Origin of the sequence: Wenzhouxiangella sp. AB-CW3, from assembly GCF_014725735.1 — a bacterium.
Classification (GTDB): domain Bacteria; phylum Pseudomonadota; class Gammaproteobacteria; order Xanthomonadales; family Wenzhouxiangellaceae; genus Wenzhouxiangella.
Map to the genome: position 1 here is coordinate 1,373,640 of NZ_CP061368.1, position 24,002 is coordinate 1,397,641.

The 24,002-nt window shown below is 62.8% G+C and carries 22 protein-coding genes and 1 pseudogene; 8 read left to right on the plus strand and 15 right to left on the minus strand.

The window, feature by feature from the left end:
• Positions 1–5: 5 nt before the first annotated feature.
• From glmM to IC757_RS05980, 3 genes are read left to right on the plus strand one after another with little or no spacing between them, the layout of a single operon-like run.
• Positions 6–1,358, plus strand: a complete 1,353-nt coding sequence (gene glmM / locus IC757_RS05970) for a phosphoglucosamine mutase (protein WP_190976451.1) — start codon at positions 6–8, stop codon at positions 1,356–1,358.
• Complete coding sequence (locus IC757_RS05975; RefSeq protein ID WP_190976452.1) at positions 1,355–2,302, plus strand: isopenicillin N synthase family dioxygenase; 948 nt, start codon at positions 1,355–1,357, stop codon at positions 2,300–2,302. The genes glmM and IC757_RS05975 overlap by 4 nt, the downstream gene beginning before the upstream one ends.
• Before the next feature lie 52 nt (positions 2,303–2,354).
• The gene (locus IC757_RS05980; protein WP_190976453.1) at positions 2,355–3,383 is read left to right on the plus strand and encodes a GGDEF domain-containing protein; all 1,029 of its coding nucleotides are present in this window, start codon (positions 2,355–2,357) and stop codon (positions 3,381–3,383) included.
• A 20-nt stretch (positions 3,384–3,403) separates the two neighbouring features.
• Here the strand turns inward: IC757_RS05980 and IC757_RS05985 are convergent, their stop codons facing one another.
• The 6 genes and pseudogenes from IC757_RS05985 to IC757_RS06010 all read right to left on the minus strand — a co-directional run bounded on the left by IC757_RS05985 (position 3,404) and on the right by IC757_RS06010 (position 9,314).
• The gene (locus tag IC757_RS05985; RefSeq protein WP_190976454.1) at positions 3,404–4,885 is read right to left on the minus strand and encodes a flavin-containing monooxygenase; all 1,482 of its coding nucleotides are present in this window, start codon (positions 4,883–4,885) and stop codon (positions 3,404–3,406) included.
• An 8-nt stretch (positions 4,886–4,893) separates the two neighbouring features.
• Positions 4,894–5,358 carry a DUF2489 domain-containing protein gene (locus IC757_RS05990; RefSeq protein WP_190976455.1) on the minus strand — a complete coding sequence of 155 codons (465 nt, stop codon included), beginning with the start codon at positions 5,356–5,358 and terminating at the stop codon, positions 4,894–4,896.
• A 144-nt stretch (positions 5,359–5,502) separates the two neighbouring features.
• On the minus strand, positions 5,503–6,087 hold the full coding sequence (locus tag IC757_RS05995) for an IMPACT family protein (protein WP_190976456.1): 585 nt from the start codon (positions 6,085–6,087) through the stop codon (positions 5,503–5,505).
• Positions 6,084–7,451, minus strand: coding sequence for an exodeoxyribonuclease VII large subunit (gene xseA, locus IC757_RS06000; protein WP_190976457.1), 1,368 nt, complete (start codon positions 7,449–7,451; stop codon positions 6,084–6,086). The genes IC757_RS05995 and xseA overlap by 4 nt, the downstream gene beginning before the upstream one ends.
• Before the next feature lie 202 nt (positions 7,452–7,653).
• Positions 7,654–8,511: pseudogene (locus IC757_RS06005) on the minus strand (glycosyltransferase family 4 protein); the annotation flags it as partial.
• Positions 8,508–9,314: a UDP-2,3-diacylglucosamine diphosphatase gene (locus IC757_RS06010; protein WP_223846274.1), complete on the minus strand. Its 807-nt coding sequence runs from the start codon at positions 9,312–9,314 to the stop codon at positions 8,508–8,510. The pseudogene IC757_RS06005 and the gene IC757_RS06010, both read right to left, overlap by 4 nt.
• Before the next feature lie 140 nt (positions 9,315–9,454).
• Here IC757_RS06010 and IC757_RS06015 point away from each other — a divergent pair, with 140 nt between their 5' ends.
• The 4 genes from IC757_RS06015 (at position 9,455) to IC757_RS06030 (ending at position 15,143) form a co-directional block, all read left to right on the plus strand.
• On the plus strand, positions 9,455–11,107 hold the full coding sequence (locus tag IC757_RS06015; protein ID WP_190976459.1) for an amidohydrolase: 1,653 nt from the start codon (positions 9,455–9,457) through the stop codon (positions 11,105–11,107).
• A 101-nt stretch (positions 11,108–11,208) separates the two neighbouring features.
• The gene (locus tag IC757_RS06020) at positions 11,209–12,747 is read left to right on the plus strand and encodes a bifunctional GNAT family N-acetyltransferase/carbon-nitrogen hydrolase family protein (protein ID WP_190976460.1); all 1,539 of its coding nucleotides are present in this window, start codon (positions 11,209–11,211) and stop codon (positions 12,745–12,747) included.
• Positions 12,748–13,137: 390 nt separating this feature from the next.
• On the plus strand, positions 13,138–13,479 hold the full coding sequence (locus IC757_RS06025; protein ID WP_190976461.1) for a YhcB family protein: 342 nt from the start codon (positions 13,138–13,140) through the stop codon (positions 13,477–13,479).
• A 47-nt stretch (positions 13,480–13,526) separates the two neighbouring features.
• Positions 13,527–15,143, plus strand: a complete 1,617-nt coding sequence (locus IC757_RS06030) for a BCCT family transporter (RefSeq protein WP_190976462.1) — start codon at positions 13,527–13,529, stop codon at positions 15,141–15,143.
• Between the two features lie 155 nt (positions 15,144–15,298).
• On the opposite strand, the gene IC757_RS06035 is transcribed toward IC757_RS06030, so the two are convergent.
• Positions 15,299–15,946, minus strand: coding sequence for a class I SAM-dependent methyltransferase (locus tag IC757_RS06035; protein ID WP_223846275.1), 648 nt, complete (start codon positions 15,944–15,946; stop codon positions 15,299–15,301).
• A 10-nt stretch (positions 15,947–15,956) separates the two neighbouring features.
• Complete coding sequence (locus tag IC757_RS06040) at positions 15,957–16,475, minus strand: acyloxyacyl hydrolase (RefSeq protein WP_190976464.1); 519 nt, start codon at positions 16,473–16,475, stop codon at positions 15,957–15,959.
• A 159-nt stretch (positions 16,476–16,634) separates the two neighbouring features.
• Here IC757_RS06040 and IC757_RS06045 point away from each other — a divergent pair, with 159 nt between their 5' ends.
• A complete protein-coding gene (locus IC757_RS06045) occupies positions 16,635–17,579 on the plus strand; it encodes a GGDEF domain-containing protein (RefSeq protein WP_190976465.1) in 945 nt (314 codons plus the stop codon).
• A 184-nt stretch (positions 17,580–17,763) separates the two neighbouring features.
• On the opposite strand, the gene IC757_RS06050 is transcribed toward IC757_RS06045, so the two are convergent.
• From IC757_RS06050 to IC757_RS06080, 7 genes are all read right to left on the minus strand, one after another.
• Positions 17,764–18,357: a hypothetical protein gene (locus IC757_RS06050; protein WP_223846276.1), complete on the minus strand. Its 594-nt coding sequence runs from the start codon at positions 18,355–18,357 to the stop codon at positions 17,764–17,766.
• 46 nt (positions 18,358–18,403) lie between these two features.
• Positions 18,404–19,054 (minus strand): hypothetical protein, encoded by a 651-nt coding sequence (locus IC757_RS06055; RefSeq protein WP_190976466.1) that lies wholly within the window; start codon positions 19,052–19,054, stop codon positions 18,404–18,406.
• Positions 19,051–20,574 carry a YfjI family protein gene (locus IC757_RS06060; protein WP_190976467.1) on the minus strand — a complete coding sequence of 508 codons (1,524 nt, stop codon included), beginning with the start codon at positions 20,572–20,574 and terminating at the stop codon, positions 19,051–19,053. The genes IC757_RS06055 and IC757_RS06060 overlap by 4 nt, the downstream gene beginning before the upstream one ends.
• Positions 20,571–21,458 (minus strand): toprim domain-containing protein, encoded by an 888-nt coding sequence (locus tag IC757_RS06065; RefSeq protein ID WP_190976468.1) that lies wholly within the window; start codon positions 21,456–21,458, stop codon positions 20,571–20,573. The genes IC757_RS06060 and IC757_RS06065 overlap by 4 nt, the downstream gene beginning before the upstream one ends.
• Before the next feature lie 195 nt (positions 21,459–21,653).
• Positions 21,654–21,851: a helix-turn-helix transcriptional regulator gene (locus IC757_RS06070; protein WP_026321097.1), complete on the minus strand. Its 198-nt coding sequence runs from the start codon at positions 21,849–21,851 to the stop codon at positions 21,654–21,656.
• 145 nt (positions 21,852–21,996) lie between these two features.
• Positions 21,997–22,764: a hypothetical protein gene (locus IC757_RS06075; RefSeq protein WP_190976469.1), complete on the minus strand. Its 768-nt coding sequence runs from the start codon at positions 22,762–22,764 to the stop codon at positions 21,997–21,999.
• Entirely contained in the window at positions 22,761–23,981 is a 1,221-nt protein-coding gene (locus IC757_RS06080; protein ID WP_190976470.1) for a hypothetical protein, read from the minus strand. Before IC757_RS06080 ends, IC757_RS06075 begins: the two co-directional genes overlap by 4 nt.
• Positions 23,982–24,002: the final 21 nt, after the last annotated feature.

The window sequence follows — 24,002 nt, forward strand, 5'->3', positions numbered from 1 at the left end:
CCGCCATGGCTGCTAGATACTTTGGAACTGACGGCATTCGCGGACGCGTCGGCGAACCGCCAATCACTGCCGACTTCGTGCTCAGGCTGGGCTGGGCGGCCGGTAGCGTGTTGACCGAAACCTTCGGTGAGGATGTTGCCGTGGTGATCGGCAAGGATACTCGTATTTCGGGCTACCTCTTCGAATCGGCCCTGGAGGCGGGTTTTTCTGCCGCCGGCGTGGATGTGTTGCTGCTTGGTCCCATGCCGACGCCCGCGGTGGCACACCTGACCCGCAGTCTGCACGCGGTGTCCGGCGTGGTGATCTCGGCCTCGCACAATCCCTTTGAAGACAATGGCATCAAGTTCTTCTCGGGCCACGGGGAAAAGCTGGACGACGAGCTGCAGGAAGCCATCGAGCGCAAGCTCGACGAGTCCATGACGCATGTCGAGCCGCACCGGCTGGGCAAGGCGACCCGCATTGACGATGCCATCGGCCGCTACGTGGAGTACTGCAAGGGTACGGTGACCTGGGGTACCCGACTCGATGATCTCAGGATCGTGGTCGATTGCGCCAATGGGGCTACATACCGTATTGCGCCGGATGTGTTTCGTGAGCTTGGTGCGGAGGTGATTACCATCTTCGACCAGCCAGACGGACTCAACATCAATCGCGAATGTGGCTCGACGCATCCGGACAACCTGGCCCGAATGGTGCGTGCCGAGCGCGCGGATGTGGGCGTGGCCTTCGACGGAGACGGCGACCGGGTGATCATGGCCGATGCCCAGGGCAACCTGATCGACGGCGATCAGATTCTGTTTGTTCTGGCCGATGCCAGGCGGGCCAACGGCGGCCTGGAAGGCGGCGTGGTTGGCACGGTGATGAGCAATTTCGGCCTGGAGCAGGCCTTTCGCGAATCCGGCATCCCCTTTGTTCGCAGCCCGGTGGGCGATCGCCACGTACACCAGTGGCTGACCGAGCGTGGCTGGGTGCTGGGGGGTGAATCATCCGGCCACATCCTGTGCCTGGATCGGGCAACCACCGGTTGCGGCATTGTCAGCGCGCTGCAGGTGCTGGAAGTACTGGCCCGCAGCGGTCGTTCCCTTGCCGAACTGGCTGCCGGAATGGTCAAGTGCCCCCAGGTCATGATCAACGTTCCCATTGCCAGCCAGCGTCGGGCGGAGCTGACCGCCAGTCCGGCCATCGAGGATGCGGTAAAGCGCGTTGAATCGGAGCTGGCCGGCGATGGCCGAGTCATCCTGCGACCCTCCGGAACCGAGCCGGTGGTGCGGGTTACGGTCGAAGGTATGGACGGTGGCCAGGTCGATCATCTCGCCCGCGAGCTGGCCGATGTCGTGCGCGACTCGCTGGCGGAATGAGCGCCCATGCAACGGGCATTCCAGTGCTGTCGCTCAAGGCCTTCAAAAGCCAGGACGGCAGTTTTGCGCGCGATCTGGGCCGGGCCTGGCGCGAATTCGGATTCGTCGGGATCACTGATCATGACATTGACGATGCCCTGATCGAGCAGGCTTACTCGGTATTCCGCGCATTCTTCGCGCTGCCGCAACGTGTCAAGCGGAAGTATCACCAGCCGGGCAGTGGCGGTGCGCGTGGCTACACCGGCTTTGGCATCGAGCAGGCGCGGTCGCACAACGTGCCCGACCTCAAGGAGTTCTGGCACGTGGGGCGTGAGCTCAACGACGACAATCCGTACCCGGGAGTACTCCACCCCAATATCTGGCCTGACGAGGTGCCGGATTTTCGCACGGCGGCCCTGGCCATGTACCGGGCGCTGGAGCGACTGGGCAACCGCTTGCTGTCGGCGGCCGCCCTGGATCTCGGGCTGGACCGTGACTGGTTCTCGGACAAGACCAGGTACGGCAACTCCATTCTGCGCCCGTTGCACTATCCGCCCATCGGGCAGGCGCCGGAGGGTGCCGTGCGCGCCGCGGAGCACGAAGACATCAATCTGATCACCCTGCTGGTGGGCTCCCGTGAACAGGGACTTGAAATCCTTAACCGCAAGGGCACCTGGGTGCCTGTGACCACGCTGCCGGGCACCATTATCGTCAACGTGGGCGACATGCTGCAGCGCCTGACCAATCATGTCTATCCATCGACCACGCACCGGGTGGTCAACCCGCCAGGGGCGGCCGCCGGGCAGTCGCGCTATTCAATCCCGTTTTTTCTGCACCCCAATCCGGACTTCGTGATCCGGACCCTGCCGGGCTGTGCAGGTGCGGGGCAACCGGATCGCTACCCGGAACCGATCACGGCAAACGACTATCTGAGGCAGCGCCTGAAGGAGATTCGTTTGCTGTGAGCCCTCATTCCCGGTTAGTCTGTTGGGCGGCTCTAAGCCAGGGGAGGGAAGAATGTATCAATTAACCAGTGGCGAGCGATACGCGCGGCTCAGGCGATGGCACGACCATCACCTGGAAGTCTATTTTGGTGCCCGCGATCTCGACGCCGCCCTGGCGACTTATCATCCCGAGGCGGTGGGGTATGGAACCGGCCGTGGCGAGGAGGGCAATAGTCCGGAGAAGTTGCGTGGGGTGGTGATCGGCGACCTTCAGAGCTTCCCCGAGCGAATCGATTACCGCACCCGGGATCGCAGCTTCCATGCCGTCTCCCCCGACGTGGTGCTGTGTCAGGTCTGCCTGGATTTGACTCTGGATATCAATGCTCACCGCGTCAACCTCAGAAACCTGCGGCACAGCCTGGTCGCCCGGGAAACCGATGACGGCGATTTCAGGATCTGCCATGTGCACGTGTCCTACCCCACTGATCTGCACGGTGAGGAAGAGCCCTACCCGCTCAAGGAGATCGAGGAGATCTCTGAGGTGGTGGACGAGATGGTCGCCAGCAAGACCCGCGACCTGACCACGGCGTATCGCAAGCTCGAGCACATGGCCATCCGCGACCGGCTGACCGGCGTGTTCAATCGCATTCGCGTCGACGAGAAGCTGGAGCAGGAAGTCAGGCGCGCCAATCGCTACGGCAGTCCGATTGCCCTGATCATGCTCGACATTGACGACTTCAAGGTGGTCAATGACAACCATGGCCACCTCAGCGGCGATCGGGTGCTCAAGGAGCTGGCGCGGCTGGCCACTGAAATGACACGCGATACCGACCTGGTGGGGCGCTGGGGCGGTGAGGAATTCATCATCATCCTGCCCGAGACCTCGGCCGAGCAGGCCGCCGAGATCGGGGAACGAATTCGCGAGGCATTTGGCGAGACTGCGTTCCAATCCGACTCGGGTGCGCCCATCGAACTGTCGCTGAGCTGTGGGGTCAGCGAATTCCAGGATGGCGACGATGCCGAATCAGTTTTTCGGCGCGCCGATCAGGCCCTGTACGAGGCCAAGCGTGCGGGCAAGAACCGGGTGGTGCAGAAGCATTGACAATGTCTTTGCCGAAGGCCTCAGAGCGGACCCTGTTGTTCATAGGCTTCGGCATCGAAACGGGCCAGCCGTTTTCTGAAACCCAGCGTGAAACCGGGCCAGATCGTGGCATTGCGCCGCGTAACCGGATGCAGATACCAGCTTGAACAGCCGCCGGCGTTCCAGACCGAGCCGGCCAGTCGACGCTCCAGCATGGCGTTCCACGCCGCCTGGGCTGATGCCTTGACCTCGATCCGGTCGCTGCGGTGCCGGTCCATCTCGTCCAGTGCCGCACCCAGGTAGCGAAGCTGCGACTCGATCATCATGATCACCGAGTTGTGCCCCAGCGCCGTGTTGGGCCCGAGCAGCATGAACAGGTTGGGAAAGCCGGATACGGTGGTGCCCTTGTAGGCCTCCGGCCCGGCCTGCCAATCAGCCGCCAGATCCTGCCCGTTGCAGCCGATGATCAGTCCCTCGGGAACCGGTGCGGTGGCCTTGAAACCGGTTGCAAGGATCAGGGCATCGATGACCCTGCGGCGTCCATCGGAGTCGACGATGGCGTCGGATTCGATACGGGAGATGCCGCGGTTGATCAGCTCGACATGGTCCTGATTGAGTACCGGGTAGAAGTCGCTGGCCAGCAAGACGCGCTTGCAGCCGATGTCGTAATCCGGGCGCATGGCCCGGGCCAGTTCGGGATCATCGATCTGGCGTCTGCGATGCCAGTCGGCCAGCAAGCGGTGTCCGGCCGCCAGGCGATTGCTCCACAGGAAGGCGGGTACGCGGGTCTCCGAGATGGCCCAGACACCGAAGCGGACCAGTTTCTGCAGCCAGGGAAGACGCCGATAGAGCGCACGCCGGCGCGGTCCAATGGCCCGGTCGGGCCTTGGAATGATCCAGTTGGGCGTGCGTTGGTAGATGTCGAGTTGTTTCGCCTGACGGGCGACGTGCGGAATCAGTTGAACGGCCGAGGCCCCGGTGCCAATCACCGCTACCCGGCGATGGGTCAGATCAAGGTCTTCCGGCCACTGCTGGGTGTGCACGACCTTGCCCGCGAAGCCTCCGAGACCGGGTATGTCCGGCCAGTGTGGGCGTGAAAGGCCGCCCAGGGCGGGCACCAGGATGCGAGCACGACATACGCGGCCCGTAGCATCGCTCAGGTGCCAGCGTCGCTCCTGCTCGTTCCAGTTCGCCCGCACGATTTCGGTGCCCAGCTCGATTCGGCTTTCAAGACGATGCTGTCGCACCAGATTCTCGAGATACGCCTGAATCTCGACCCTGGGAGCAAAGCGGCGGGTCCAGTCCGGGTTGGGTGCAAAGGAGAAGGAGTACAGGTGCGAGGGCACATCACAGGCACAACCCGGGTAGCGATTGACCCACCAGGTACCGCCTACTCCGCCGCACTTATCGAAGACCCTGAAATTCTCGCGACCACGCCGGCCAAGCAGGATGGCCGCACCTACACCGCTGAAGCCGGCGCCGATGATGGCCACATCGAGTTCGTCGCGGCGCTGCTGGTTCATCACGGTTGTCAGGTTTTCTGGGCTTCGCGTACCCAGTTCAGCAAATGGCGAACATCGGCCTGAATGTCGTCTTCCATCTCCACCTCGTAGCCCTCGCGCTCTTCGTCCATCTGTTCGATGATCTGGGGCGGAAACGCCTTGCGGGCATCGTGGGTGGGCATGTGTTTGATGCGCTCGTGCATGTCATGAATCGCCGGGTAGCGCTTGGAAAAGTCGGGGTTGTCCGGCAGCACGAGATGATCAAGCAATACAGTCAGGCGGATGCTGCCCTCCGACAATTCACACTGCTCCTGTTGCATGGCCATGGAGATGAGCTTGATGCTTTCGAACAGTTTTCCGTTGTGTGCATCGACCTCCCGGCGCTGCTTGCGACCTCGGTCGTAGACCTGCCACCAGAGAAAGCCAGCGTAGGCGGCAAGCGCGAGGATGATGAGCAGGCCGAGGGCGAGGAGTATCCAGAGGGTTGTAGTCATGGGGGCAGGGTAACGTGGTGGGGTGAGTGAGGTGTGGAGGGTTAAGTGTGAAGTGTGAAGTGTGAAGTGTTAGGTGTTAGGTGTTAGGTGTTAGGTGTTAGGTGTTAGGTGTTAGGTGTTAGGTGTTAAGGGGGTGGTGGGTTTTTAGATGCGGGCTATGCGGGCCTGGCCGCGGGTTAGGTCGCGTAGTTGGTTGGTGAAAGCCTGGCGGTGGTTGGTTGGCAGGGTTACGACCAGGGTGACGCCGTTGCTGTCGAAGGTTTCGTCGAGCTTTTCGGCGGTATGCGTTTCCAGGGCCTGGTGGGCGGCGTTGATGCAGTCGAAGGGCAGGGAGACGCGTAGGCGGATTTTCTGTACCAGCGGGCTACTGTCGGCACTCCTGAGAGCTTCGGCCGCACTGGCGCCGTAGGCGCGCGCCAGCCCGCCCGTGCCCAGCTTGGTGCCGCCGAAGTAGCGGGTGACCACCACCATGACCCGGTCGAAATCCTGGCCCTCGATGGCCTGCAGGATGGGCATGCCGGCCGTGCCGCCCGGTTCGCCATCGTCGTCGAAGCGATACTGGTCGCCGGCCTTAAACGCCCAACAGTTGTGCGTGGCACCCGGGTCGCCGATGCGCTCCAGGAAGGCCCGGGCCTCGTCTTCGTTGGCTACCGGCGCGGCGCGGGCGATGAATCGACTGCGCTTGACCTCGATTTCGTGAACAACTTCTCCGGTCAGGGTGCGGCTCATTTCAGGCGACTCTCCCGTGGGCTGGACACGACTTCAGCATCGACTTCAAATGTATCCATCAGAATGTTGATGGGGCTGCCTTTTCCAAACTGCTCTGCCCGGGTCAGGGCTCGACCGTCGGGATCCCGAACCACGGCATAGCCGCGCTCCAGAACGGCCAGCGGGCTGACTGCGTTGAGTGCGCGCAGGGTGCCGCCGAGACGCTGACCTGCTGCTTCGATACGGTGTTCCATTGCGCGCTGCAGCCGCAGTTTCAGCCCGCCGGCTTCCTGTCCGGCACGCTCGATCTGGCGCCTCGGGTGACAGGCGGACAGGCGTGACTGGCAGGCGGCCAGCAGGCGTGTCTGCGAGGCAATCTGGCGGCTTATGGCCACCTCTACCCGCCGGGTCAGATCCCGATGGCGCCGAGAGAGTTCGTCCAGGCGACGCTCGGGGTGCTGGCGGCCCAGTCGCCGATCGGCCAGGTCCAGTGCCTGCATGCGTTGCTGCAGCGACTGGTCCATGCCGCGCCGCAATTGCTGATCCAGCCGTCCGAGCTGCAGTCGCAGCGCCGGTCCGTCCGGGGTGGCGGCCACGGCCGCGGCCGTTGGCGTGGGAGCGCGCAGGTCGGCCACGAAATCGGCGATGGTGAAGTCGGTTTCGTGACCAATACCGCTGACGACCGGCGTTTTCAGGTCATGGATGACACGCGCCAATTGCTCGTCATTGAAGGCCCACAGGTCCTCGAGCGATCCGCCGCCGCGAGCCAGGATGATGACATCGCCATAGCCATGGCGATCGGCGGCGGCCAGGGCGCGAATCAGCTCGGCCGGAGCCGTTTCCCCCTGGACCTGGCTGGGATAGATGCGCACCCGGGCTTCTGGCCAGCGCTGATTCAGGGTCTGAAGGATGTCGCGGATGGCGGCTCCCGATGGCGAAGTCACCACGCTGATGCGCCGGGGCCATTTCGGCAGGGGTTTCTTGTGCGTTTCATCGAACAGCCCCTCGGCCTTGAGTTTCTTTTTCAGGGCTTCGAACGCCTGGCTGAGCGCACCGGCGCCGCCTTCAAGCATGGCATCGGCAATCAGTTGATAGTCACCCCGTGGTTCATACAGCCCCAGCCGCCCTCGAACCAGCACCTCCTGGCCGTTTTCCGGACGAAACGACACCCCGGCTGCGTTGCCACGAAACAGCGCACAGCGAACCTGTGCGCGTGCGTCCTTGATGGTGAAATACAGGTGTCCGGACGGTGGCCGGGCAAGATTGGAGATCTCTCCGGCCAGCCACAGGCGCGGAAAACCCGCCTCGATATGAAGCCGAACCTCGCGGTTCAGTTCGGAAGGGCGATAGACCTGGGCTTCCGGGCCGGGAGCGACGGTTGACATGGGTCCGGATTATACCGGGCGTCACCGTTGCTGGTGGTGTCCTGTAAGCCGTTGCCGGTGTCGTCAGTCTCCAGTGGCTGGAGCAGGGCCAGAAAACGTTGCGTACTGTGAGTCCAGGAAAACGACTGGAGAACTCGATGCAGGTGTCCCGGTCAATCGACAGCGCTCGAAACACGGCCCGGCGCAGGTCTTCGTCCAGCGCGCCGTTGCCGCCGTCGGTAATCAGGTCCTGCGGGCCGGGCACTGGGTACGCTGCTACGGGCACGCCGCAGGCCATGGCTTCAAGAATGACCAGCCCGAGGGTATCGGTTCGGCTCGGGAATACGAAAACATCGGCTGATGCCAGCATGGCCGCCAGTTCCTCGCCATGGCGATAGCCCATGAAGTGAACATCGGGATACTTCTTCTGCAGACGCTCCAACGCGGGGCCACCACCAATGACTACCCTGGATCCCGGCAGATCCAGGTCAAGATAGCTTTCGATATTCTTTTCTAACGAAACGCGACCCATGTAAAGGCTGATCGGACGTGGCAGGTCCAGCGCATCCTGCTCGCGTGGGCGAAACAGCAGGGTATCCACACCACCGGGCCATACTTCGAGGCCGGTGAAACCCCGCTCGGACAGCAATCTTTTCTGTGTGGGTGTTCGCACCAGGGTGCGCGTGGCGGCGCCATGAAACCAGCGCAGATAGGCGTAGCTGAACCGAAGCGGTACCGGCGCACGCATGCGCAAATACTCGGGGAAGCGGGTGTGATAGGAGCTGGTGAAGGCCAGTTCATGGCGCACGCACCAGTGGCGGGCGGCGAGTCCCACGGGGCCTTCAGTTGCAATGTGTATGGCGTCGAAAGGGCCCTTTTCAAATGCCGCCCTGACTGACCGGTCGGGCCGAATGGTCAGTCGAATCTCGCTATACCCGGGGCAGGGCACCGTGGTACCAGAGGGTGAAAGCACCTCCACCTGATGACCCAGTTTCATCAGCGTGTCACGAGTGTTTTCGAGGCTGCGTACCACACCGTTGACCTGTGGCGCCCATGCATCCGTGACCAGCAGGATCTTCATGCTGCCCGAACCTCGACTTCCTGCATGGGGCGGGCGGCGGGCAGGGTTTTCATGATTTCCTGCACATCGCTGGCGCGAATCAGATCGATGCTGCCGTCGTAGTTTTCCACCAGCGCGGTGCAGCTTTCCACCCAGTCGCCACAGTTGAGGTAGATCACGCCGTCGTCCATGGCGATCTCGGGACGATGGATATGGCCGCAGATCAGCCCGTCGACCTTGTTCGCCCTCGCTTCCCGGACGACAGCCTGCTCAAAGTTGGAAATGAACTTGACCGCATTCTTCACGCGATGCTTGAGAAAAGCGGCCAGCGACCAGTAGTCCTTGCCCATTTTGGTTCTCACCCAGTTCACCAGCCGGTTGAGCCGGAGCAGGTTGTCATAAAGCTTCGATCCGATCAGGCCGAGCAGGGGCGAGCTGATGACGGCTGCATCGAACTGGTCGCCATGCATGATCAGAAAGCGGCGTCCGTCCACGGTTTCGTGAACGACCTCGTTGATCACTTCGATGTTGCCAATGGTCATCCCGCAGTACTGGCGCATCACTTCGTCGTGATTGCCGGGCACGAAGACCACGCGCGTATCATGCTTGGCCTTGCCCAGCAGGGAGCGCACGACGTTGGTGTGGCTTTGCGGCCAGTACCGCTTTTTCTTGAGATACCAGAAGTCGACGATATCTCCGACCAGGTAAAGGGTTTCGCAGCGCATTTCTCGTATGAAATGCAGCAAGTGGTCGGCACTGCATCCGGGAAAGCCGAGGTGAATGTCGGAAATCCAGATGGTACGCACATGGCGCTTGTATGGCATCGTCGTCTTGACCGGCATCGTCAATTCCCTGTTGGACTGGTGCCATGGTGGAATCGATACATTGCAGTGGCATGTCCGTCTCTTGACGAAACGGTGACAGCCGTGGAGACTGAAGAGATCACTCACAGTCGGACGATTTCATGGGAAGGACAGCGAATATCTGCGTTTCGGCCATTTTCTGCCTCGCCGCAGGGTCTGCACAGGCGGGCGGTGGTGCCATCGTTAATGCCAGCATTCACACGCTCGATGCCGACAACCCCGGTGCTGAAGCCATGGCCTGGGATGACAGCGGGCGGATTGTCTACCTGGGGACTGCAGAAGGGTTGAACGAAGCGCATCCTGATCTTGAGCCCACTGATCTTGACGGTCGCGTGGTGTTGCCTGGTCTGATCGATGCGCATGGTCACGTCATGGGGCTGGGCCTGGCGCGTCTGCAGGCCGACCTGGTCGGTGCCGACAGTGTCGATGAGGTCATCGAGCGATTGCAGGCACACGCCGAGAACCTGCCCGAAGGTGCCTGGCTGACCGGCCGGGGCTGGGATCAGACGCGCTGGGAAGGGCGCGAGTTTCCTGCCGCGGCCGATCTGGATGAGGCCTTCCCGGAGCGCCCGGTCTACCTTGTGCGCATTGATGGTCATGCCGCCTGGGCCAATTCCGCGGCGCTGGATCATGCCAGCGAGGACCTGTCCGGCGACTGGCACCCGCAGGGCGGGGCCATTCACCGCGATGATGACGGACAGCCGACCGGCATTCTGATCGACACGGCCATGCCTTTCATCGCCGATGCCATCCCCGAGCCCTCCGGCGAGGAGCGCGAAATGGCACTCGACCTGGCGCTCGACGAGATCGCCCGCTACGGTCTGACCGGTGTGCATGATGCCGGCACCTCGCTGGCCGACTTCACGCAATTTCGCCAGCGCGACGAAGCGGGAGATCTGAGCGTGCGCATTCATGCCCTGGCCGACGGTGATGCCGACATGCTGGACTGGCTGTGTGACAACGATCCGTTCGCTGGAGATCGGCTGAACGCCCGGGGCGTCAAGCTCTACACCGATGGCGCGCTGGGCAGTCGTGGCGCGGCCATGCTGGCTGACTACAGCGACGATGCCGGCAACAGCGGTCTGCTGTTCCATTCTGATGAAGAATTGCGCGAACTGGTCGATCGGGTCATTGGCTGCGGATTGCAACTTGGTATTCACGCCATTGGCGATGCCGCCAATCGCCAGGTCATCGACGCCCTGGCCGCGGTGGGTCCCGATCATCCGGACAATGCGGGGCGCCACCGTATCGAGCATGTGCAGATCATCGCGGTCGAGGATATTCCCCGCATGGCCGAGCACGGCATCATCGCCAGCATGCAGCCCATTCATGCGACCTCCGACATGCGCTGGGCCGAGGATCGTGTCGGCAGTGAACGGCTCGATGGCGCCTATGCCTGGCAGCGGGTGCTGGATGCCGATGTTCACCTGGCGCTGGGTTCGGATTTTCCGGTCGAGCCAGTCAACCCCTGGCTGGGCATTCATGCCGCGGTTACCCGCCAGGACCTGGATGGCAACCCCGAGGGTGGCTGGCTGCCGGGCCAGCGTCTGAGCGTCTACGAGGCCTTGCGCGGCCTTACCATCGATGCAGCCTATGCCGGCTTTGCCGAAGCCGACACCGGCAGTCTTGAGGTCGGCAAGTTCGCCGACTTCATCGTGATCAATGCCGATCCCTACAAGGTCGATCCCGCGGATCTGTCCGAGATCGAAGTGCTGAAGACCGTGGTCGGTGGAGATGTAGTTTTCGTCGAGTAAGAGTTGATCACACGAAGGGCACAAGGCTCACTCCAGCTGCCTTGCTTTGTGCACTTCGTGTTGATTCTTGATGGTTCAAAGCTACTCAACGAGATACGGAAATGACCCAGTCCGAAGGTAATACCGAATCGCATCGCCTGATTCTGCGGCAGTCGCAGCCGGACGATTACGATGACGTGGCCGAGATCATGGAGGCCGTGTATCCCGGTCTGGACGGTGCCTGGACGCGCGAGCAGTTCGAGTCGCAGATCGCACGCTTTCCCGAGGGACAGATCTGCATCGAGGATAATGGCAAGGTGGTGGCCGCGGCCATTTCACTGATGGTCAAGTACAGCCGCTGGGGTCAGGACCACAAATACTGGGATATCGTCGGCAACGGCTACCTCACCACGCATGATCCAAAGGGCGATGTGCTTTACGGGGTCGATGTGTTCGTCCATCCGGACTATCGCGCGCTGCGGCTGGGCCGACGCCTGTACGATGCACGCAAGGAACTGTGCGAGAACCTCAACCTGCGCAGCATCGTCGTTGGCGGGCGCATACCCGGCTATCACAGGCACGCCGATGAAATGACCGCGGCGCAGTACGTGGCCAAGGTCAAGGCCAGCGAGCTGGTTGACCCTATTCTCACTTTCCAGTTGGCCAATGACTTTCAGGTACGGCGGATTGTCCGCGGCTACCTGCCCGACGACGAGCAGTCGGCGGGCTATGCCACCTTGCTGGAATGGATCAATATCCATTTCGAGGAAGACACCCCCGGCATGATTGGTGGCCGTCCGTCCGATGTGCGCGTCGGGGCGGTGCAGTGGCAGATGCGCCCGACCCGCTCACTCGATGATCTCTACACCCAGATCGAGTATTTCGTCGATGCCGTGTCGGGCTACCAGGCCGACGTGGTGCTGTTCCCGGAATTCTTCAACGGCCCGCTGATGGCGAGCTACAACGACGAGGGGCCGGCCGAGGCCGTGCGCCAGCTGGCCGACTACACCGATGCCATCCGCGACCGCATGCAGCAGTTTGCGGTGTCCTACAACATCAATATCATTGCCGGCTCCATGCCCGAGTACGACGGTGAGCGGCTGCGCAACGTCTGCTACCTGCTCAGGCGCGATGGCACCTGGGATCGCCAGTACAAGGTACACGTCACGCCCGACGAGGTCAGTTACTGGGGGCTGAAGGGTGGAGACAAGGTCAAGATCTTCGAAACCGACGTCGGCAAGGTCGGCATCCTGATCTGCTACGACGTGGAATTTCCCGAACTGCCGCGTCTGCTGGCCGAAGAGGGTATGAACATCCTTTTCGTGCCCTACTGGGTCGATACCAAGAATGCCTACCTGCGTGTGCGCCGCTGCGCCCAGGCGCGGGCCATCGAAAACGAGTGCTACGTGGTCATCACCGGCTCGGTAGGCAACCTGCCCAGGGTCGACAACATGGACATGCAGTACTCTCAAGCGGCCGTATTCACCCCGTCCGATTTCGCCTTCCCCCACGACGCCATCGCCCACGAAGCCACGGCCAACACCGAAACCATGCTGATCGCCGACCTCGACCTCGACAACCTGAGAGAGATCCGCTCCCACGGCTCAGTCCGCAACCTCAAGGATCGCCGACTGGATTTGTATGAGTTGAAGTGGAAGTAAGGAAAATTGTTAAGTGTTAAGTGTTAAGTGTTAAGTGGCGGGCGTTGGATTGGAGTGGTGGCTGCTTGGTGTTTTTGCCTCTGCCGAGCCTTTGGGGGTAGTGTGCCTGGCGTTTCGCGTGGTGCGTTAGAAAGGATGGCGGCAAATGATGAATTTAAACATCAGGATCAGGCCGCAAGTGCCTGTTAAAAAGGAACTTCTACCCCCTCGGCTCCAAGCCCGCCACCTAACACCTAACACCACCTCCCCCCTCCGAAGCCCCGGAACCGCCGCCCCGACTAAACCAACCGCAAGCCCGCCCCTTCACACTTCACACTTCACACTATCCTCCAACTTCCCCACTACGACTGCTACCATAAAGCCTGGCACGGCTTTGCGAGATTGTGACTCATGGATATGGTCTGGACCGGAATCATTGCATTGATCATCGGCCTGGTGCTGGGTGCGGTGGGTGCCTGGATCTGGCTGCGCCAGCGCGGGGGAGGAGAGGGCTCGGTTGCCGAGCTCAAGAAGGAGAACGAGCGCTTTCGTGAGGAGGTCAATGAGCATTTCGTGCAGACTGCCGAGCTGATCAATCAGCTGACTGACAGCTACAAGGCGGTGTTCGATCACCTCAGCGAGGGGGCGGACAAGCTGGTCGATCAGGATGCGGTGCGTGAGCGCATGCCGCGGGTCAGTGACCGCGAGGTGCGGCTCAAGCACATCGGTTCGCGCGATGGCGAGGGCGCTTGAGGCCACGTCCGTTTTGATGTGGATCAGCACAGACGTCTGACCAGCCCGTGAGCGATGCAGTCGAACCGCCCCGGCGCAATCGCCCGGGCTGGGTGTTTTTCATCTCGCTGGCGCTCCTCGGGCTGTTCGTGGCCTACGGGGCCGCACGACCCGACGAACTGGCGCTGATCGCCGATCGGGCGCTGGGGTTTACCACCCGGCACTTTGGCTGGCTCTACCTGTTCGCGACGACCGGCTTTCTGGTGTTCTGCGCCGGCGTGGCCATTAGCAGTTTCGGCCGCATTCGCCTGGGTGCCGATGGGGAGGCGCCGGAGTTTTCCTATCCCGCCTGGCTGGGCATGATCTTTTCGGCCGGCATGGGCGTCGGGCTGGTCTTCTGGGCCATTGCCGAACCCATGAGCCACTTCACGGCGCCGCCGTTCGGGGATGCCGAGGCGGGTTCGCCGCAGGCCGCCCGGCAGGCCATGCAGTATTCGCTGTTTCACTGGGGGTTTCACCAGTGGGCCAATTTTGCCGTGGTTGGTCTGGCGATTGCCTACGTGCGCTTTCGCCAGCAACGGCCCGGCCTGATCAGCGAGACGTTCCGTCACACACTCGGCGATCGCGTCGACGGTCCGATCGGCAAGGGGATCAATATCCTGGCCGTGGTGTCGACCATTTTTGGCGTGGCGACCACCATGGGCCTGGGTGTCATCCAGATTAACAGCGGCCTGGGGTCGGTAGCCGGCATCGGCTTCGGCGTGGAACAGCAGCTGGCGATTCTCGGCGGCATTACCATCGTCTTCCTTCTGTGCTCGCTTGCGCCCCTGGAAAGCGGCATTCGGTATGTCTCCGACGCCAACATGCTGCTTGCCGGTGGCGTGTTGCTGTTCGTGTTCTTTTTTGGCCCCACCGATTTCATCACCGCAGTCATGACCAATGCGATCGGCGATTACATCAGCAATGTCATCGGTATGGGGCTGATGATGGCGCCTTATACCGAAGACGACTGGGTTGAGCGCTGGACGCTGTTTTACTGGGCCTGGGGGCTGTCTTGGGCACCGTTTGTGGGCAGTTTCATTGCCCGCATTTCGCGCGGGCGCACAATTCGCGAGTTCGTGCTCGGGGTGATCGGCATGCCGGTGCTGTTGAGCGTTATCTGGTTCGCCACTTTCGGTGGAACGGCCCTGTATCAGGAATTGTTTGAGGGCGTGGCAATTGGCGAGGCCGTTTCCAGTGAGATGAGTTCCGGCCTGTTCGTGACTCTGGAGCAGCTTCCATTCACGGCCGTGGTCAGCATGGTGATGTTGGCGCTGATCTGCCTTTTCGTGGTGACATCAGCCAATTCCGCCACATTTGTGCTCGGCATGTTCACCACGCAGGGAGTACTGGAGCCGGCACGCTGGGCCAGGTTGAGCTGGGGCGTGGTGCAGGTGCTGGTCGCCGCCGTCCTGCTCATGAGCGGCGGTCTGGTCGCCCTGCAGACGATTTCTATTCTCGCTGCCTTTCCCTTCATGCTGTTGATGGTGTTCATGGCCATCTCGCTTCTACGGTCGTTGCAGAACGAGCATCGCCAGATCGAGCTGCACGAAGCCGTCACCCGCCAGCGGCTGGAACGTTTGCTCGAGCAGCACGATCACCTGGGCGAGGAACCGTCCGGGGAGCAGGAGCACGAGGGACGGTAGCCAGAGGTCAGAAGTCAGACCACAGATCTCGGACTTCCGGCGCACCCGACCACCCATTCACCTTTCACCTTTCACCTTTCACCTTTCACCTTTCACCTTTCACCTTTCACCTTTCACCTTTCACCTTTCACCTTTCACCTTTCACCTTTCACCTTTCACCTTTCACCTTTCACCTTCTTCCGAGCCATCACCACCTGCGGCGGCAGGCATTCCGCCTCCCAGCCCAGGTGCCGCCCCAGCCACTCGAACGTTTCTGGCCGGTAGAACACCACGTGGGTGGGATCCCGGCGGTAGTGCCAGCCGGCGAAACGATCATCGTCGGTCTGGAATCGAGTCATGACCCCCAGCCACCCTCCGGGCTTGAGCAGGCGGTCCAGTTGCCGGAACTCCGTTGCCGGATCGTGGAAGTGTTCAACGACCTCGGTGCAGGTCACAAAGTCGTAGGTGGTATCGAGCACACCGGGGTCGGGGGCATAGATTGGATCAAACAGCGACATGGTATGACCCGCTTCTTCCAGCATGTAGGCCAGCGCAGGACCGGGGCCACAGCCATAATCCAGCCCGCGGGAACCCGGGCCAATTCGTTCCAGCAGAGGGGTAAGCAATTGTTGTAGAAACTGCCGGTATCCCGGATCCCCCGGATCATTCTGGTGCTGGTCGTACTCCGCTTTCTCGATGCGGCGGTCAGGCAAGTGGTCGGGGTCCAGAAAGCGAGCCTGGCAGTCGCTGCAACGCCAGTAGGGGCGGGTATCGACAGTAAGCCATTGCTCGGTCGAGTCTTGTCGACAGACAGGGCATTTCACCGGCAAGACTTCAGAAGGATCGGCCCCAGACCAGTGACCAGGACTCGATGCCCGGGTTGGGACGTGACAGGCCGGCGTTGGAATAATGGATCACCCGCAGCACCAGGCGGTCGCGCTCTCCGATCCACAGCCCGGCCCCGAAGCGATCTTCGAAATGGGCCGATGAACCCAGGTTCTTGTCACCGACACTCTGCCGGGAAAACAGTGCCGTACCGATGCCTATTTCGATGAAAGGCCGCCAGTTCCGGGCATTGAAGGTATAGACAAACACCGGCGAGACCGACACGGTGTGCGCTGCATCACCTTTCCGTCCCCCTTCCCACCAGGTATAGCCGGCGTGCCAGTAACCACCCAGGTAGCCGGTATCGGTTTCAAACCACCGCCGGTCCCAATCCATACCCAGGCCGACATTGGCGGTCATTCCACCCTCGCCGGTGACCCCGGGTGCCAGCCATAGCGAACTGGCCGTGGCGGTCATTGGCGCCGCTCCCAGCGCCAGTAGCAGGACAATCCACACGACTCTCAACATGATTCGAGTATAGCGGCTTCAGAGTCATGCTGCCGATCCGGGTTATTCCAGAGGTTCTTTAGGCAACCTATACCGTGTATCGCCGGATTATCGAGTGTATCCCTGAATAACGTAATGCGCTAATATTCCGCATATGGATGGAGAAAAGCAGGATGGAGTGTGGAAGTCGGACCGGCTCATGACGTGACCGACGAGCCGAGCTTGCCTGGCATGGATCTCTACGCGGGCTTCATGGAAACCATGCCGGATGCGGCCATGCTGGTCGATCAGGACGGATATATCGAGCGTGCCAATCACCTGGCCCAGGAATTTTTCGCGGCCGGGGAGAAAGGCCTGGAAAACAGGTCGGTCAACGCGCTGCTGCCCGTGGCAAAGCGCCATGCCCACATGGGTCACATGAGCCGATTCTGGCGGCATCTGCAGCGGCGTGAAATGGGGGCAGGTGGCGATCTGATCGCCCAGCGTCTGGATGGAAGCACTTTTCCGATCGACATCATGCTTAGTCCCGTTGAGTTGGCAGAGGGAACGCGGGTGGTTTGTGTCATGCGTGACCGAACCCGCCACAAGGAGAAGGAACGACAGTTGTGTGAGGCGCTGGCGCGCGAAAAGGAACTGGCGCTTACCGACCCCCTGACAGGCGCGGCCAATACGCGGCACCTGGGGCTGCTGATGGAGCAGGTTATCGAGCGCATGAAGCGGAAAGGTACTGCGACATCAGTGGCTTATGTTGATCTGGATAACTTCAAGACAGTCAACAGTCATGGTGGGCACTCGGCCGGGGACAGGGCCCTGCGCAAGGTTGCCGACACCATAAGGACGTCTCTGAGGGGCACGGATCTGCTGGCCAGGGCGGGTGGCGACGAGTTCGTGATCGTACTACCCGAAACCGACCGGGATGCGGCCAGCAAGGTGATCGATCGAGTGTTGCAGCGACTGGGTCAGGCCATGCGGGAGAGTAGTTGGCCAATCACCTTCTCTGTCGGCGTGGCGACCTTCCGACGTGTTCCGGAATCGGTTGATGAGGCGATCCAGCAAGCTGACGATCTGATGTACGAGATCAAGAACTCAGGCCGTGACGCCTGTCGATATGCGGTACTGGACTGACGCCAAGCGTTTGGCTGAAACCGAGCAAGAAAAAAGCCGGCTCAAAAGCCGGCATTTTCATCGGGGATCCTGGTGGAGGCGGCGGCTACCGAATAGCCTTCGTAAACAATTGACTTAAAAAGAAACAGTAGAATCGGAATTGGCAACATGCCCCCATAGTTGCCCCCATGCCCGCCGGGTGTCCCTACAGTTTGATGCCGAACTGCTGCGCCATGCCGGCCAGTGATTTCTCGACGTAGGCATCGTGCTCGGCGGTGAGTCTTTCGAAGGTCCGCCAGTGCATGCCCTTGGGCTTGAGGCCGTTGCCGTTGAGGATACCAGGCTCCCAGCCGAGCCGCTCGCGTATCCGGTCGGCGCGGCGTGCCGCCCGGTCGCCATCGGTTTCCCGCTGGCTGGGGTAGGCCAGCCGGTAGCAGTGACGGCAGGCGAAGATGGCGCCGCCGTAGAGGATGGCGACCCGCCGGCCGCAGCCGCGTGCTGGGCAGAGGAACCAGGGGCGCTGGCCGCCGAGATGGCACGTCGTCCAGTCCAGACAGACGGGGTAGCTTTCGTCCTGCCAGTCACTGCCGCCGCTGCGGTGGCGGTAGGTGAGGATGACCCGGTCGGGTTCGGTCCGCACCTGGATGGAAGCAACCACCTCGCCGTGGCGTGACCATTGCCAGCCGAAGGACTGGTGCGGTTCGAGCGGGCCATCCCGCCGCCAGCGGCGCACGTCGATGGATCGGTAATCGTCTGTGGTGTCACTGACGCCGAAGTGCCAGCGCCGGCCGCTACCCATGCCGCCCACATTCACCTCCGGATTTTTCCGAAATCATTTGGCAAGTTCACCTTTTTGTCAGGGATTCATCATCGGCCGATCCGTCGTCGTCGCCGGGTTCGGAGTGCGGCAGATACCGCTCGCAATAACGGCGGTCGGTGTCCCACAGCCCCGCGATGGCTTCCGGCTCGCCCTTGGCGCAGTGGCCAAGATGCGAATGATCGGTGCGCTGGAAGTGGGCGCAGTCCTGGCAGTGGACGGCATCCGGGCGTGGTATCGGCCGGTCGGCCACACGGTTCCAGCACCAGGGACAGCCCAGCACCTCGCCGGAAAACCAGAGCCAGATCGGACCACAATGCTTACAGGTGGCCCGTTCGGTGTAGTGGGTGGGGCGTTTCCCCCGTTCCATCTCCCGGCGCTGCACCAGTGATCGGGCAAAGGCGGCCAGGGTGTCTCGGGTGATCTCGCCCTTGCGCCAGTCCTCGATGTCTTCCAGTGCCAAGGCGTCCCGCACCGCCGCCGGTGTGATGGGCAGGCCACGGCAGGCATCAGACAGCGCCTCCAGCAGCCTGGAAGCCGTTTCCTCGGCATCCGCCGACGCAGAATCCGCACTATCCGCAGAATTGTCCTGCATGGCGGTTTTCTGCGCATTGTGCGGATTGTGCGCATGGGACTCACCGGCCGCTTCGGCAACACCCAGTGTTTCCCGCCAGCTCATCGCCACGCCCTCGCGATCTCTGGGCGTACCCGCACCGTGGGCGACGGTGGCCGGCCGGGGCCGTCTCGCGGCGGTTCGATCACTTCCACGTAACCGCGCTCTTCCAGCGCATCCAGAGCGTCGCGCAGCTTCGAGACGCGGGGGAAGGTGCCGCGCAGGGCATTGAAGGCTTCGCGCACGGTGAACCGTGCCAGCCGTCCGCGCTCGATCCAGTCCCAGACCAACCGGGCGGCGGCGATGGTGGGGTCCGCTCCCATCATGTCCAGCGCGGCCAGGCTGTGGCGGGTGATGACGGCCATGATCTCCAGGGCGTCGTTCATCGTTTCCGCCGTGATGGCCGCTTCCCACGGCCTGCCGTGGGCATGCCTGATCCCGTGCAGCGCGCCGGCAAGTCGTGCGGCGGCGCCCGGTGCCTTGCCCGCCCAGTCGGTGAAGTGCTCCAGCTCCCGGCCGGGCTGCATCTGCACCTCGACGGCCTTGGCGAAGGCATGCCATTCGGCATGGGCTTCTGGACTCAGGCGCAGCAGGTGGGGGCGCTCGGTGCCGTGTTCGTCCATGGCCGGTTCCCAGTCCAGCATGGCGCGGATGCCGGTCGTGTAGGCATCGCGCACGCCTTCCGGCACCGGATCGGATTGCAGCGCACGAAAACCCAGCGGCGACGGTGGCAGCAGGTAGAGAAACCGGCCCAGCAGGCCACGGCCGCGAAAACCCGGCTTGGCCGCCAGTCCCCGCAGCACATCCGGCTGGGGGCTCAGGCCGATGCTCAGGCGCGGGCTGCGCAGGTAGACCGCCGGGCGCGAGCCCCGGTCCACCCGCTCCGGATCGCCGCTGTGCGCCTTCAGCACCAGGTCCAGATTGGGAATGCCGTTGGAATAGCGGCCTTGCAGCAGATCGAACACGCCGCCTTCCGACGACAGCCAGGCCATGCACTCGCCATGCTCGGCCAGCAGGCTGCCCAGCCGTTCCGGTGTGGCGTCCGAGGTCCAGATTTGCGGCTGCATGGGAATGTCCGGCAGATCGGCTTCCAGGTCGGCCGCTTCCGCCGCCAGTTCCTTGGCCTTGTTGGCGTTTTTCTCCCTGGCGGCCTTGCTGCGCGTCTCCTTGGCCCGCGCTTCCTGGGTCTTGCGCTCGCTGGTGATGCGCTTGATCTCCGGTTCCATGATCTCGGACTGATCGCGCTCCCACGCCACCAGCGGCGCAGTGGCGGCGGATTGCACGGCGCTCTTGCGATTGCCAGGCGGCAGGGCCACTACCGCCCACAGGTTGCAGGGCTCGAAGTAGCCGGGCTTCACCATCACCCGCAGGCGACGCGCCGTCGCCGTGGCGCAGGTCACCAGAATCATCCCGGCGGCCAGCTCCGGCGGTGTCTCGGTATCGGTGGCCAAGGCGCGGGCATAGTCCCCGGCCCAGCCCGGCAGGTGCGCCAGATCAAGGCGGGGCAGGTTGGGCGCGTCCAGCGGGACCAGCGCCGGCCAGTCTTCCGGTGGCGGTGCGGCGGATTTCAGCAGGTCGGCGCTCATGCCCCACCTCCCCCCAGCCACCGGGCTAGATCGTTGAAGTCGGTCAAAGTCTCCGGTGCGTCCGCCGGCCACTGCGGCTGGGCCAGCAGTGCGTCGGATGCAATGGCGGCGGCCTTCGCCTTGGTGACGCCGGGATTGCCCGGCGTGCGCCGGTCATCGTCACCGGCGATCACGATTTCGGTGGAAGGCCAGCGGCGGCGCGCGGCCACGGCGACGGGTTCCAGATTGCCCGCGTCAATGGCGGCCAGCACCAGGGCGGCAGGGTAGTCCTCGGCGAGCGTGCAGCCGGTCGCCCAGCCCTCGCAGATGATGACGCGCCGGGCCTGTTCCTCATCGCCGGCAACGGCAATGAAGCAGCCGCGCTTGCGGCCCCCCGAGAGCAGTCGCTTGCGCCCGTTGGGCGCGATGAATTGCAGGCTGCTGATCGTGCCTGCGAAGCTCGTCACCGGCAGTATCAGGCACCCGTGATGAAGCCGGGCGTTATGCGGCGCGATGCCCTTCGCGACCAGATACGCATGGTGTCTCGGCGCGGCGGGCGCCGCGTCCCAGATCCTGCGTGCCCGATTGGCCGCCTCTCTATACCGGTCTCGCCGCGAGCGTTCGGCTTGCAATCTCGCCGCCTGGATTTGGCGCGAGAGCGCAACCTGCGCCTGCGGCGAGTCTGGCCAGCCCTGCCTGGAGAACCAGGTGCGAGAGAGCCCCGAGGACCAGTCGCCGAAGCAGCCGCCCAGCCCGTCATCGAACAGCAGGCACCAGCCGGCCCGGTTACTCGGCCCTTTGCCGGCGCCGGGAAAGCGGTGCAGCCTGCCCGGCTCGATCACGTCCGGAGGTTCCAGCCCCGTGGAGCGGATCGCATCGCGGAATTGGAGGAGCGCATCAGTCATTGTGTGGCCCTCCCATGCGGTTGATCCGGTCCGCCAGCCCGAGGGGGAACCAGCCCCATACCGCCAGCGTCACGATGGCCGCTTTCACGCGGGAAGCGATGCCGGTAGAATTGCAGGTGCTTTCAGAAGTCTCAGGGGTCGCCTGGTGCCCGCCAGCGCGGCCCTTCTTGTTTGTAGTCATCGTTCCGCCCTCCCTTACCGCGCAGCCTGGCGGCTGGTCTCGATCTGCTGTTTCAGCCAGTCATTCACTTCCGCCTCGATCCAGCCGACGGCACGGCCGCCGAGGGATACGGGCTTAGGGAAACTGCCTTCCGCAATGCGCAGATAGATCGTGGAACGGGAAAGGCCGGTACGGGCCTTCACGGCGGGAAGTCGAAGGATGGTATGCGTCATGTTGGCACCTCGTTGGGTGTTGTTGAACATGACGCCATTGCGAACGAGCCAGGGGGCTGTCCTTCAAGCTGTCTCGTTGCAGCGGCCGGGAGGCCGCGTACTTACTGGGTTCTTGGCTTCGGGCAGGATAGCCCCCGGATAGGGTCTACCAGTTGAGCGGGGATTTGGCCGGAGCCGTATCGTCCTTCAGAAGCTGTTTCAGGCGTGAAACGGAGATGCCTTCTTCCTCGGCGACGGTCTTCAGAAATGCCCGAACGCCTTTCGCCTTCAACGCCTGCACGCGCTTCTTGAGCCGCTCCCGGCGCTGCGCGGCCGATTCCACGTCGCCAGCGCCCGCGACAGGTTGATCCACCAGCCGGGTCAAGGCGCGCCTGTCCACGCTGAGTGTGCCGTTGTCCAGCGCGAGCACCTCCGCCAACGCAACGGAATGACCGGCCAGCTCCAGGGTGAGCCCGTTGCCGGCCCGCATCACCACATGGCTGGAATGTTTGGCACCCTTGAGCAGGCCAACCTCCCACCGGCCACCGGATGTGTCGTCTCGCCCCGAGCGGTGGAGGCCGAGCAGCCCGGCCAGCATTCCCGCGATCGACTCGCCGGACACCTGCCATTGTTCGAGCCGATCGACCGGGACGGGTACGCGGTTGATGTCGCTGCGCTTGTCGCAGACGATGAAGGCGCCCGCAACATGTCCCGCGCCAGTCAGCGTGTACACCGGCATGACGCATTCGCGCTCGCAGCCGGGGCAGACCGCACTGACCGCAGGACGCGCCCTTGTGATTACGCCTTGCGACTGCAACGCCGTGACCGCCTCGGCCGGCCAGTCCGCCAGCTCATCGGCACCGATGAGTACCGGCGCGCCGTGTGACGCGGCGATCCGGTCGAGCAGTTCGATAAGCACGGCCTGCGGCATCATGCCTCAGAGGCTTCCTCGGCCTGTTCAGCCTCCGCCGGCTCCTTGGGCTCGATGCCGGAGGCTTCCAGCATCTCGCGCAGCTTGATGCCCACTTCGTCGTACTTGAGGGAGCAGGAGTTGGGATAGGTGAGGCGGATGGGCACCGTCCTGGGCGGCTTGTCCGGGTCGGTGACGACGGACGCCGCGATCTCCACTTGTGTGACGTTGTACAGGTGCATCGGCAGGGACTTGCCGAGCCGGTCCAGCAGGTCATAGACGGCATTGGGATTGCGGGAGGTGTCCGCCTCCAGGGTGATGCGCTCGCCCTTCTTGGCCCGCGACGACAGCCGGAGTTTGCGAACGACGACATCCTCGATGCCGCTGCCCGCGTCATAGGTGAAATCGAAGACCCGTTTGCCGAGCAGGTCCAGGTTGTAGACCCGCTCGTCCTTCGGATCGGGCGGCAGTTCGTCCAGCTTCAGAATGGTGGTGGCGAACATGCCCTGAAGTGGCTCTACGGCCTTGCGGGGGCCGCGAAAGTTCAGGTCTAGCGTCCCTTCCTTCTGCGAGTAGACGAAGATCACCTCGAAGGCTGGGTTGTGCGGCCGGCGGTCGAACTCACCGTCAACCCATTCGATACTCTGCTGGGAATAGTCTTCCGGGTAGGCGAAGAAGTAATCCAGCTCGCCCCGGCGGAAGCGCTCCACGATGCAGTTGTTGCCCCGGCCCTTGGTACGATGGAAATAGTTGCGGATCTGGGCCGCCAGTTGCCGGATGCTGCCGTCGTCAACCGCGGCAGGTCGGTGCCCCATGTTCTTGCGCTTGCGCCAGTACGGCAGCGTGTCAGCATGGTAGAAGCGGGTAGCCCCCTTCCAGCACTCGGGATGGTCCAGGTAGGTGATCATGGCGCGGTGGTAGTGGTTGGGCAGGTCTGACAGGGTCTCAATGAACTCGGTCAGGGCCTCGGGATCGTCCTGCATCTGCCAGCTCGCCTCGTCGATGATGGCCCGGAAGCCCTTCTCGCAGCTCAGCTCGAAGATGTCCTGGAACTCCGCGTCCATCGGCTTGCGCTGGTCCTCGGGCAGCGCCAGCCAAGCCTCGAACAGCGCGTCCGGCTTGGTCTCCTTCAGGGTGGAGAAACCCAGGTCGCCGAACAGGCCCCGTTCCGTGAAATAGCGCGCCAGCAGGGCGTTCGGGACCTGCCGGAAGAAGCTCGTGGTTGAGTAGTGTCGGGCCATGCCTCCCTCCCCAGCCGTTTT

What these genes read in the sequence shown, in the direction of transcription:
- IC757_RS05990 (WP_190976455.1), bottom strand. Translation starts at nt 5,358, where the DNA reads ATGACTACAACCCTCTGGATACTCCTCGCCCTCGGCCTGCTCATCATC.
- xseA (WP_190976457.1), bottom strand. Translation starts at nt 7,451, where the DNA reads ATGTCAACCGTCGCTCCCGGCCCGGAAGCCCAGGTCTATCGCCCTTCC.
- IC757_RS06070 (WP_026321097.1), bottom strand. Translation starts at nt 21,851, where the DNA reads ATGACGCATACCATCCTTCGACTTCCCGCCGTGAAGGCCCGTACCGGC.
- IC757_RS06015 (WP_190976459.1), top strand. Translation starts at nt 9,455, where the DNA reads ATGGGAAGGACAGCGAATATCTGCGTTTCGGCCATTTTCTGCCTCGCC.
- IC757_RS06010 (WP_223846274.1), bottom strand. Translation starts at nt 9,314, where the DNA reads ATGCCATACAAGCGCCATGTGCGTACCATCTGGATTTCCGACATTCAC.
- IC757_RS06020 (WP_190976460.1), top strand. Translation starts at nt 11,209, where the DNA reads ATGACCCAGTCCGAAGGTAATACCGAATCGCATCGCCTGATTCTGCGG.
- IC757_RS06040 (WP_190976464.1), bottom strand. Translation starts at nt 16,475, where the DNA reads ATGTTGAGAGTCGTGTGGATTGTCCTGCTACTGGCGCTGGGAGCGGCG.
- IC757_RS06060 (WP_190976467.1), bottom strand. Translation starts at nt 20,574, where the DNA reads ATGAGCGCCGACCTGCTGAAATCCGCCGCACCGCCACCGGAAGACTGG.
- IC757_RS06080 (WP_190976470.1), bottom strand. Translation starts at nt 23,981, where the DNA reads ATGGCCCGACACTACTCAACCACGAGCTTCTTCCGGCAGGTCCCGAAC.
- glmM (WP_190976451.1), top strand. Translation starts at nt 6, where the DNA reads ATGGCTGCTAGATACTTTGGAACTGACGGCATTCGCGGACGCGTCGGC.
- IC757_RS06065 (WP_190976468.1), bottom strand. Translation starts at nt 21,458, where the DNA reads ATGACTGATGCGCTCCTCCAATTCCGCGATGCGATCCGCTCCACGGGG.
- IC757_RS06075 (WP_190976469.1), bottom strand. Translation starts at nt 22,764, where the DNA reads ATGATGCCGCAGGCCGTGCTTATCGAACTGCTCGACCGGATCGCCGCG.
- IC757_RS06025 (WP_190976461.1), top strand. Translation starts at nt 13,138, where the DNA reads ATGGATATGGTCTGGACCGGAATCATTGCATTGATCATCGGCCTGGTG.
- IC757_RS06055 (WP_190976466.1), bottom strand. Translation starts at nt 19,054, where the DNA reads ATGAGCTGGCGGGAAACACTGGGTGTTGCCGAAGCGGCCGGTGAGTCC.
- IC757_RS05975 (WP_190976452.1), top strand. Translation starts at nt 1,355, where the DNA reads ATGAGCGCCCATGCAACGGGCATTCCAGTGCTGTCGCTCAAGGCCTTC.
- IC757_RS06050 (WP_223846276.1), bottom strand. Translation starts at nt 18,357, where the DNA reads ATGGGTAGCGGCCGGCGCTGGCACTTCGGCGTCAGTGACACCACAGAC.
- IC757_RS05980 (WP_190976453.1), top strand. Translation starts at nt 2,355, where the DNA reads ATGTATCAATTAACCAGTGGCGAGCGATACGCGCGGCTCAGGCGATGG.
- IC757_RS05995 (WP_190976456.1), bottom strand. Translation starts at nt 6,087, where the DNA reads ATGAGCCGCACCCTGACCGGAGAAGTTGTTCACGAAATCGAGGTCAAG.
- IC757_RS05985 (WP_190976454.1), bottom strand. Translation starts at nt 4,885, where the DNA reads ATGAACCAGCAGCGCCGCGACGAACTCGATGTGGCCATCATCGGCGCC.